Annotated in this window: 6 protein-coding genes; 1 reads left to right on the top strand and 5 read right to left on the bottom strand. The window is 47.7% G+C overall.

What is annotated here, in order from left to right; genetic code table 11:
- The 4 genes from QUB20_RS27240 to QUB20_RS27225 all read right to left on the bottom strand — a co-directional run.
- The coding region (locus QUB20_RS27240; RefSeq protein WP_333291793.1) for a two-partner secretion domain-containing protein at positions 1–2,018 on the bottom strand (2,018 nt) is incomplete at its 3' end.
- 1,356 nt (positions 2,019–3,374) lie between these two features.
- Positions 3,375–5,132 carry a DUF3352 domain-containing protein gene (locus QUB20_RS27235; RefSeq protein ID WP_333250735.1) on the bottom strand — a complete coding sequence of 586 codons (1,758 nt, stop codon included), beginning with the start codon at positions 5,130–5,132 and terminating at the stop codon, positions 3,375–3,377.
- Positions 5,133–5,372: 240 nt separating this feature from the next.
- Positions 5,373–6,464: a hypothetical protein gene (locus tag QUB20_RS27230; RefSeq protein ID WP_333250733.1), complete on the bottom strand. Its 1,092-nt coding sequence runs from the start codon at positions 6,462–6,464 to the stop codon at positions 5,373–5,375.
- A 146-nt stretch (positions 6,465–6,610) separates the two neighbouring features.
- Positions 6,611–6,751: a hypothetical protein gene (locus QUB20_RS27225; RefSeq protein ID WP_332950583.1), complete on the bottom strand. Its 141-nt coding sequence runs from the start codon at positions 6,749–6,751 to the stop codon at positions 6,611–6,613.
- Between the two features lie 106 nt (positions 6,752–6,857).
- Here QUB20_RS27225 and QUB20_RS27220 point away from each other — a divergent pair, with 106 nt between their 5' ends.
- On the top strand, positions 6,858–8,096 hold the full coding sequence (locus QUB20_RS27220; RefSeq protein WP_333250731.1) for an LL-diaminopimelate aminotransferase: 1,239 nt from the start codon (positions 6,858–6,860) through the stop codon (positions 8,094–8,096).
- On the opposite strand, the gene QUB20_RS27215 is transcribed toward QUB20_RS27220, so the two are convergent.
- The coding region (locus tag QUB20_RS27215) for a hypothetical protein (protein ID WP_333250729.1) at positions 8,086–8,280 on the bottom strand (195 nt) is incomplete at its 5' end. The genes QUB20_RS27220 and QUB20_RS27215 overlap by 11 nt on opposite strands.

Genomic DNA, 8,280 nt, shown 5'->3' with positions numbered 1-8,280 from the left:
GCTGGTGCTGGTGCTGGTGCTGGTGCTGGTGCTGGTGCTGGTGCTGGTGCTGGTGCTGGTGCTGGTGCTGGTGCTGGCGCTGGTGCTGGTGCTGGTGCTGGTGTCGCTGCGGGTGCTGGTGTTGGTGCGGGTGCGGGTGCTGGTGTTGGTGCGGGTGCGGGTGTGGGTGCTGGGGTTGGTGTCGCTGCGGGTGTTGGTGCGGGTGCGGGTGCGGGTGTCGCTGCGGGTGCGGGTGTTGGTGCGGGTGCGGGTGCGGGTGCGGGTGTCGCTGCGGGTGTTGGTGTTGGTGCGGGTGTTGGTGTTGGTGCGGGTGTCGCTGCGGGTGCTGGTGTTGGTGCTGGCGATACTGAAGAAGCCGTAATGTTAATTTGTGTCGGCTGTACTATCTGAGGGTTGGGGCTGAAATAACCTCCCTTTGTAATCACATTTTCCTTCTTTGGACCGCCGGTGGCAATGCTGCCAGCAGTACCGTTGACTCTGTTATAGTCTGGCCCGATGGTGAAAAGAGTGTTCGAGGCTTCGCCACCGTGGCGAATGGTGATATCTCCACCATTGGCGCTACCAGTCGTGGATGCGGAAATGCTGCAAGCTTGCGACAAGCAGTTGTTATCGTTTGTGAAAGTGCCTGTCGCTCGGAAATTGCCGCCGGCTGTAATGTCTATCTTTCCTCCGCCTGTTCTACCTTCGGTGTTGATATGGGTTACTTCTATGTCGCTGCGGCCGTTGAGGGTGACTTCGCCACCTTGTTTTTCTTCGGAGTTGGCGTCTATGAAACCTGTTTGAATGCTGCTTGAGGGTGCTGCAATACTAACGTCTCCGGCGTTGCTGTTTTTGTCGATCGATCCTGCGTTGATATTGCCTGTTTCTACTTTTCCTGTACGGCTGGTGACGGTGATGTTGCCGCCTGCGGTGGTGTCGGAGTCGGAGTCGAGATCCGCAGTGCGAATGTCACCCCTAGCTTCTAGGGCGATTGGGCCGCCTTGGGAACTTGTCAGGTTTCCGCTGACTGCAATGCTGTTGGCTGCTTGAATTTCGATCGCCCGAGCGTTTGCATCTTTTAGTGCCACGTCCCCCGCAGCTACTGCTCGGTTAGAGGCCGTGAGTACCACTTCACCGTTGGCATTGACGCTGAGGCCTGTAGCGTTCGTTTCACCGATGCCTGTGAGCAGTTCGGGCAAGGTTGCGATCGAGAATGTCGAAGCTGTTGGCGCTGTTCCTGGGCTCGTCGCTGAGGGAGGCTCGATTTCCAAACTCAGCAAATTGCCTCGCTGGCTGACGCGCACTAAATTTGTCCCGGAGACTGATGCTACGGTAAGTTGACCGTCTGGGGCAGAAAGGCTGCCTGTGCTGACAACGGTGCCGCCTAGCAAGGTTAAGTTCTGCCCTGATTTGACTGCTAAGTCGGCTGTGTTGATAATTGCCCCTGCTCGATCGGCCCCAAAAGCAAAGGAATTGGGCACGCCTGTCAGAGATGTGTAAGTGCTACTACCGACAGCGTTAAACGAGTTTGAACCAAATCCAATAGCGGTGGCGGTGGTTGCTGTGAAAGAAGCCGGCACGTTTAAGCTGGCACTGTTGCCAAATATGATGCCGGATGGATTCATTAGAAACAAGTTAGAATTGCCGCCGGTTACTTGAATTAAGCCGTTAATAATCGAGGGGTTGCCGCCGCCTATGCCCGCTAAAATGTTGCGAATGTTCGGGTTTGATATAAAGTTGGCAATCTGATTTTCCGACAAGCCGAATTCTGTAAAGCTGTGGAAAAGATTTTGTCGATCGCTCGATAATTGTCCGCCTTCAATATCGAAGCGAGTTGGCTGCCCAGGAGTTCCGTTTTGCGCTGCGGGAGTGACGGTAGTACCCGTTGCGTCCGCCGCTGGCACAATTGTTTGACCTTCAGCTTTTGCTTGCACAAAGTAAAGATTTATTAAGACTATTTGCAGAGCAAGTGCCAGTTTGCTTATTCTTGCTTTAGATAGGGATTTCGACGTTTTTTGAATATTTTTGACGGTTTTCATAGGTTTTTAATGGGTAAAATATATAAATCACAGAAATTAGGTAAAGAAACCGGCTTTGTAGAAAAAACTTGGGTTGACGGCTGTGTCACTAAATATCTGCACATCTGTGCTGTGTCTGGTCAATGTGCGTAGAAGATTGGAAATCTACCCCTCATTTTCAGAGGGGGTATTTGTGAGCTATTCTGTAAGTCTTATTGCTAAGTAAGGTTTGCCTGGTAAAGGTTCACGTTCCCTGCTTAGGAAAGCGATACGCTTGGCTATCAACCTGTTCACTCGTTCCTTAATCGCCTTCGACAGTGCATATTGCTGGCGTTTACATCACGGTGTCGTGACCAGATGAACGTAGTCAGTTAAGATGCTTGACTGCCGGTTCCGATGTTGTACAGGTGCTGACTAGGAATGCCAATATCTGCATAGGTTTTTCAGAACTGTTGAAGACGCTATATTTATGAAGCAACCTGGTTTCTGACTGCAATTGCATTTAGGAGTCAATGGGTAGAATTGGCCTCTGGTTTTGCAATTTTCTCAGCGTATCTTCTCCACAATCTAAATATAACTCGAAATGGCTAGGCTCTGTATCTTCCGCATGACATATTAATAAAAAAACACAAAAAATACTTTTCTAGAGGCACTCCCACCGGGAGGAACCGGGGCTTTTAACTATTATTGATAGTATGAAGGAAGTAGAGGGGTTCAAAAACTAGGTTTTTGCGTCCAAGACTGGGAGCATCTCAATGAAAGCAGGCAAGCCCAAAATTGGAGTTGTGAGGCAGAAGGCTCTCTTGCTGCGGGGCAGGAGGAAAGAGTCAGAAGGAAGGAGCCAGAAGAAGTGTTTTTACAAATATGAGATGCTCCCCCAAGACTGACCCGGAAACATCCCCAAATATTTTATACAAAACAAAAAATACTCTACATTTGCCGAAAAGTAAAATTATGAAAAGCAGAAATGAGAAGGAGTCAGAATCCAGAATTCAGAATTCTGAATACCCCCTGCCTGAAGTGAGAGTTAAGGGTCACGGAAAGAATTTTTGTGATCCACGATTAAAATCGGGGCTTTAAACCTCGATTCTCCATCCTGTCGCACAGAATCCCTTCTGGATTCTGGCTGCTGAATTCTTCTTTAGTAAGTCAAATTGTTAGGGTGTTCAGAAACCCGGTTTATTTAAATAAAAAACCGGGTTTTTGGGTTTATTTGTGTGAGGTTTTGTGAAGTAAAACTCCTTAAATCCGGCTCTATTTCCCTCTTATAGTCAACTCGATTATTGCCGATTTCGATCGGCGGGTTTTGGATTTTAATCGATCGCCCTGTTGGTGTTTAAGGGGGTGTGCAGGCGGATTTGTGGCAGGATTTAAGAGTTAATTGGGTGAAGTTTGGACAGTGGGCGAGGGACTGGGAGAAGCAGGGCGCGGTGAAGCAGGGCGCGGTGAAGCAAGGCCCGGTGAAGGAGTGGATTGGGTGGATTTTTTGAGACCGACAAAAGCGTCATAACGGGTGGTACGATCGCCAATGACGGCCGCTGTAACGCCGATCGACCGCGTGGCGTCTATCCACATTTTTTGGCTGGGAGGAAACTCCGGCAAAGCTAGGTTTTTCGGGTTAAACGCACTCTCGGTGTCGATGAAGAAATTACCGTTGTGGGGTGTAAGTTGCGATCGTACTGTTTTCTGGAACAGTTCGCTGCTTAAAAGCGGACTTTTTGGTGCCGGAACGATCGCATCAACCACGGGAGCTCCTACTGTCATAAACGCTACATTGTTCATCCAGCCGCGAGTTACCGTAATCCCTCCAAACGGCGATGTCCATTTAATCGCCGGTTTGCCGCCGACTTGAATTTCCTCCACTCTAAATCCTTTACTTTTCATCGTTTCATCAAGCTGTTTCAGGGATTTGTTCGCAGCACCCTGGTTGTTTGTTTCCACCATAAATACAAATCCGGCAGCAAATTTGTCTCTGGGATTCTGGGCTGGCGCTGGTATTAATGATAGAGAAAATTCTCCCGCCATCCAGTTCATCAAGTCTTTATCTAAATCCAGGCCCGTAGTGGATTTTAAACCTGTGCGTAAAACTTGGGGATTAATCGGGGAAATCGGGTTGGCCTCGGCTCCCAATACGTAGTCTTGCCACAAACGCTGCAAGTTGCCGCCGGATACCATCATTATTGTATTGTTTGGCAGGCGGTTAACCATTTTTAGAGCATTGTTTTCTACTGCTATCCTTCTGGTAGAATCGGGTTTTAGCCAAGAGACTGATTTGAAGGCAATTCCTTCTTCTTCCAGCGTCGCTGTGGTGGCAAATCCCTGATTTTGTTGCAGTTTTTCGAGGCTTTCTGGCGAAATTTCGCGGGCTGAGTTGGCGGCGGCATAGGCGGCGGCAACGGGCATATTGACGTAGATTTGACCGAAGGCTCCCGGACTTTTTATTTTGTCTATGGCGTCTGCATAGCCAGGGGTTTTTGCTAGGGAAGGTTCGCCTTTGTAGGTGTCGATTATTCTGTCTGTAGCGCTAGGATCTGTGGTGACTGCTAGATACCTTGTGCCGAGTACCGCGACGGAGAAATTGCGATCGGGTACGCCTTGAGTTTCTGTGACTTGCACCCCTTTATAATTACGCTCAACAATTTTTCCTTGGCTAAGGGGTCTGGGTTTTGCTAATAATTCTTTGGCTTTGACTGGGTTGGCAATTGGCAGGATAATTGCCACTGACTGTTGAATTGGCGGAGATGGGGGCGTGTTGGGTGCCGGCGAGGGGGCTGGTATAGCTATTTTGTTGCGGAGAAAGGCTACCATTGCTGTGTTACCAACCCAGGGTTGAATGTCTTGCCCGTAGGCGTAGCCGTTGCTTGTGAGCAGGCGATCGCGCATTTGAGTTAAAAACCTCTCAAACGAAGCTTTTGACTCCGGCGTGCCAAATTCTCGCAGTCTATTCCACTGCGATTCATCGGTGCTGATGGATAGGGCCATCATCGTATCTTGCGGGACAACCGTTGCCCCCGGCGGCAAATCTTTGGCGGGCCCACGGGAGATGACGAGGTAGTAGGTGACAAAGCCTAAACCGATCAGAAGTGTGGCGGCTCCGATCGTAAACAACAGGGAAGATTTATCTTTCTTAAACATTATTCGTAAGGTTCGGGTGCTCGCAACATGATAGATTATTTTCTTGGCTCATGTAGCAGATACATTAGCAGATACATTTAACCGGGCAAATTTAGGAAACTCGAATTTACCCCTCCGGAAACAACCAGAAAAACATTCCTTACTTGAATCAGACACTAGGTTAGGCTCGTGAAACGAAACCTAACACAAAAAATGTAGCAAGACTTTTGTGACAGTTGGCCTTAGTCCTGATTAATTGAATCAGTTTCTGGCTTTAAAGTCTTTAAAGATAGTTTGAAACGAGTACATCATTCGGTGGACATCGTTTGTGGCTCTCGGAAAAATGTTGTGTTCCCATTTTTTGCGAGCAGTAGTTAGCAGTTTGGCTACGGGTTGTGAGTAACTGTTAGAAATGAAATAGCTGCCACCTTCATAGCGAATGTCTGATGCTAAGCCGATAAAAGCACCAGCCATTTCTAGTTGAAGTTCTGAGGTGCTGTGTTCCGATTTTACTGCTAAAATTACCTGCGAGTGCCGAGGTTCGCGGTTAAGCAAGCGGCAGATATTTGCTTCTTTTTGGTACAAAATTAAAACGTTGCAGTTGTGCAAAACTCCGGCTCTACCTTGGACTTTTACTCCTAGGTGAACTTCCAGGGCTGGTTTGTCGGGAAATTCCACAACAGCATGAGTATAGGGATGTGCCGTTCCGTGAATTTTTCCCGCTGTTTTTCTAAATGTTAAATATTTCGGTGTTTCGTCGTCTAAAACATTGTTGTAATAAATAGTACCGCCTTCATTAGCAACTGCTTTTAGCAAGATTGTGAAGAGGTAAGTGTCAAAAATTCTGGCTTGTTCTGCTGCTGTGTTAAAATCTGGATCGATCGAGCTTTTTAATTTGCTTTTAATTTCGGAATTGATGGCGTAGTTGCTGGGCCCGGAGGGCAGTTTTTCCAGCAAGTGCTTGAGGGCGATCGCCTGTTTGTGACGGGGGGCTGTGACGCTGGAGGTAAACTCAATTGTTTTGGCAGTTTCTGCACCTGAATTGGCAAAGGTAATTTTTGTGCCGAGGGGTGAGGTTTCTGATTCTACTTTCAAGAAATAAGCAATTTCGTCTTCCATTTCGGAAGTGTTGACCGTCGCTTGTTCAACAGCATTAATTAACAGCAAAAGTTGTTCTTTTGCGGTATAATCTTCTATCTTGAGCAGAGGTGTTTTTCTTTTGAGCGATCGCTCTTCAATTACTTTGCCTATCTCTACAGTATCCGCTACTTGTTGCACTACCCAACCCAAATTAAACTCATCCAGAATTGCCGCCAGTTCCTGATAGAGTTTGGCGTACTCGATCTCGTCCATAATTGTTTCTGCGCTGCACACTATTCTGATTATACAAGATAGTTTGATTTTTTTGTCAATAGCTGTGAGCGACTCTGCAGATTGCCTGTGATGGCGGATTTGCCGAGTGTTCGAGTGTCCGAACGGGGAAAATCTTCCCTCGCTCCTCAATATCCATCCGTTAAATCCGTTAAATCCCTGATAAAATTTGTTGCCGAACTTCCTTTTGCTTGAGAAAGACGATTAGTAGTAATACCAATTTCAAAACAGAATGCAACTGCCTGCAAGCTGCCAACCCCCATAGTCATCAGTCATTCCCAGTTTTTCAATTCTTCAATTCTTCAAATCTAAAATCTAAAATCTAAAATCTAAAATGGTATAAGCTATTCTACGACATTCTGTAGCGATCGAACTATGGCAACTATCAACGACAACTACCTCAAACTCAAAGCCGGCTACCTGTTTCCAGAAATTGGGCGCAGGGTGAAAGCCTATGCAGAGGCGAATCCCCAAGCGCCCATCATCCGGCTGGGGATTGGCGACGTAACGGAACCGCTACCGGCTGCTTGTCGGGAGGCGATGGTGAAGGCGGTGGAAGACATGGGCTCGCGGGATACCTTTAAAGGATACGGCCCGGAACAAGGTTATGAGTGGCTGCGGGAAAAAATTGCCGAACACGATTTCAAGTCGCGGGGATGCGATGTTGATGCTTCGGAAATCTTTATTTCTGATGGTTCTAAGTGCGATTGTGGCAATATTCTCGATATCTTTGGCAACAATAACACGATCGCAGTTACCGATCCAGTTTATCCGGTGTATGTAGACACTAACGTGATGGCTGGGCACACGGGAGATGCGAACGAAAATGGCGAATACGGCGGCTTAGTTTACCTGCCAATTACAGCGGAAAACAATTTTACTGCGGAAATTCCAACTGACAAAAAAGTCGATTTAATTTACCTGTGTTTCCCGAATAACCCGACGGGCGCAACTGCAACTAAGGAACACTTGCAAGCTTGGGTAAATTATGCTAAAGCTAACGGTTCGATTATTTTCTTCGATGCGGCTTACGAAGCGTATATTACCGATCCGAGTTTACCCCATTCTATCTACGAAATTGAAGGGGCGCGGGATTGTGCGATCGAATTTCGTTCTTTTTCCAAAAATGCTGGTTTTACGGGTACTCGCTGTGCGTTAACAGTTGTACCGAAGACTTTGACTGGAAAAGCAGCCGACGGTTCCGATATCGAAATTTGGAAGCTGTGGAACCGCCGCCAATCTACTAAATTTAACGGAGTTTCTTACATCGTGCAGCGCGGTGCTGAGGCGGTTTATTCAGAGGCTGGCAAGGCACAGATTCAGGCATTAGTCAATTTTTACATGGAAAATGCTGCGATTATTCGCGAGAAATTGACAGCGGCGGGAATCGAGGTTTTTGGTGGCGAAAATGCACCTTATGTGTGGGTGAAAACGCCTCACGGTTTGTCGAGTTGGGATTTCTTTCAGAAGTTGCTGGAAACTTGTAATGTGGTGGGAACTCCGGGTTCTGGTTTTGGTGCGGCGGGTGAGGGTTATTTCCGCATTTCGGCGTTTAATAGTCGGGAGAATGTGGAAGAAGCGATGAGACGGATTGTGGAGAAGTTTAAGGTGTAAAAGGGCGCGAGATAATTCTTTTTGGGGCGGGCTTTTCGGCCCAGCCCACAATAAATTGATAGGTTGTGGAACAGGCATCTTGCCTGTTGCTTTGGGCGGGCTTTTCTGCCCAGCCCACAATAAATTGATAGGTTGTGGAACAGGCATCTTGCCTGTTGCTTTGGGCGGGCTTTTCTGCCCAGCC

Origin of the sequence: Microcoleus sp. B4-C2, from assembly GCF_036705265.1 — a bacterium.
GTDB lineage: Bacteria > Cyanobacteriota > Cyanobacteriia > Cyanobacteriales > Microcoleaceae > Microcoleus.
Note: the sequence above shows the minus strand (reverse complement) of the source record. Positions and strands in the feature narration are given on the sequence as shown.

Excerpts from the sequence above, each read along its gene's own strand:
- QUB20_RS27220 (WP_333250731.1), top strand. The coding sequence starts at position 6,858 with ATGGCAACTATCAACGACAACTACCTCAAACTCAAAGCCGGCTACCTG.
- QUB20_RS27230 (WP_333250733.1), bottom strand. The coding sequence starts at position 6,464 with ATGGACGAGATCGAGTACGCCAAACTCTATCAGGAACTGGCGGCAATT.
- QUB20_RS27225 (WP_332950583.1), bottom strand. The coding sequence starts at position 6,751 with ATGACTATGGGGGTTGGCAGCTTGCAGGCAGTTGCATTCTGTTTTGAA.
- QUB20_RS27235 (WP_333250735.1), bottom strand. The coding sequence starts at position 5,132 with ATGTTTAAGAAAGATAAATCTTCCCTGTTGTTTACGATCGGAGCCGCC.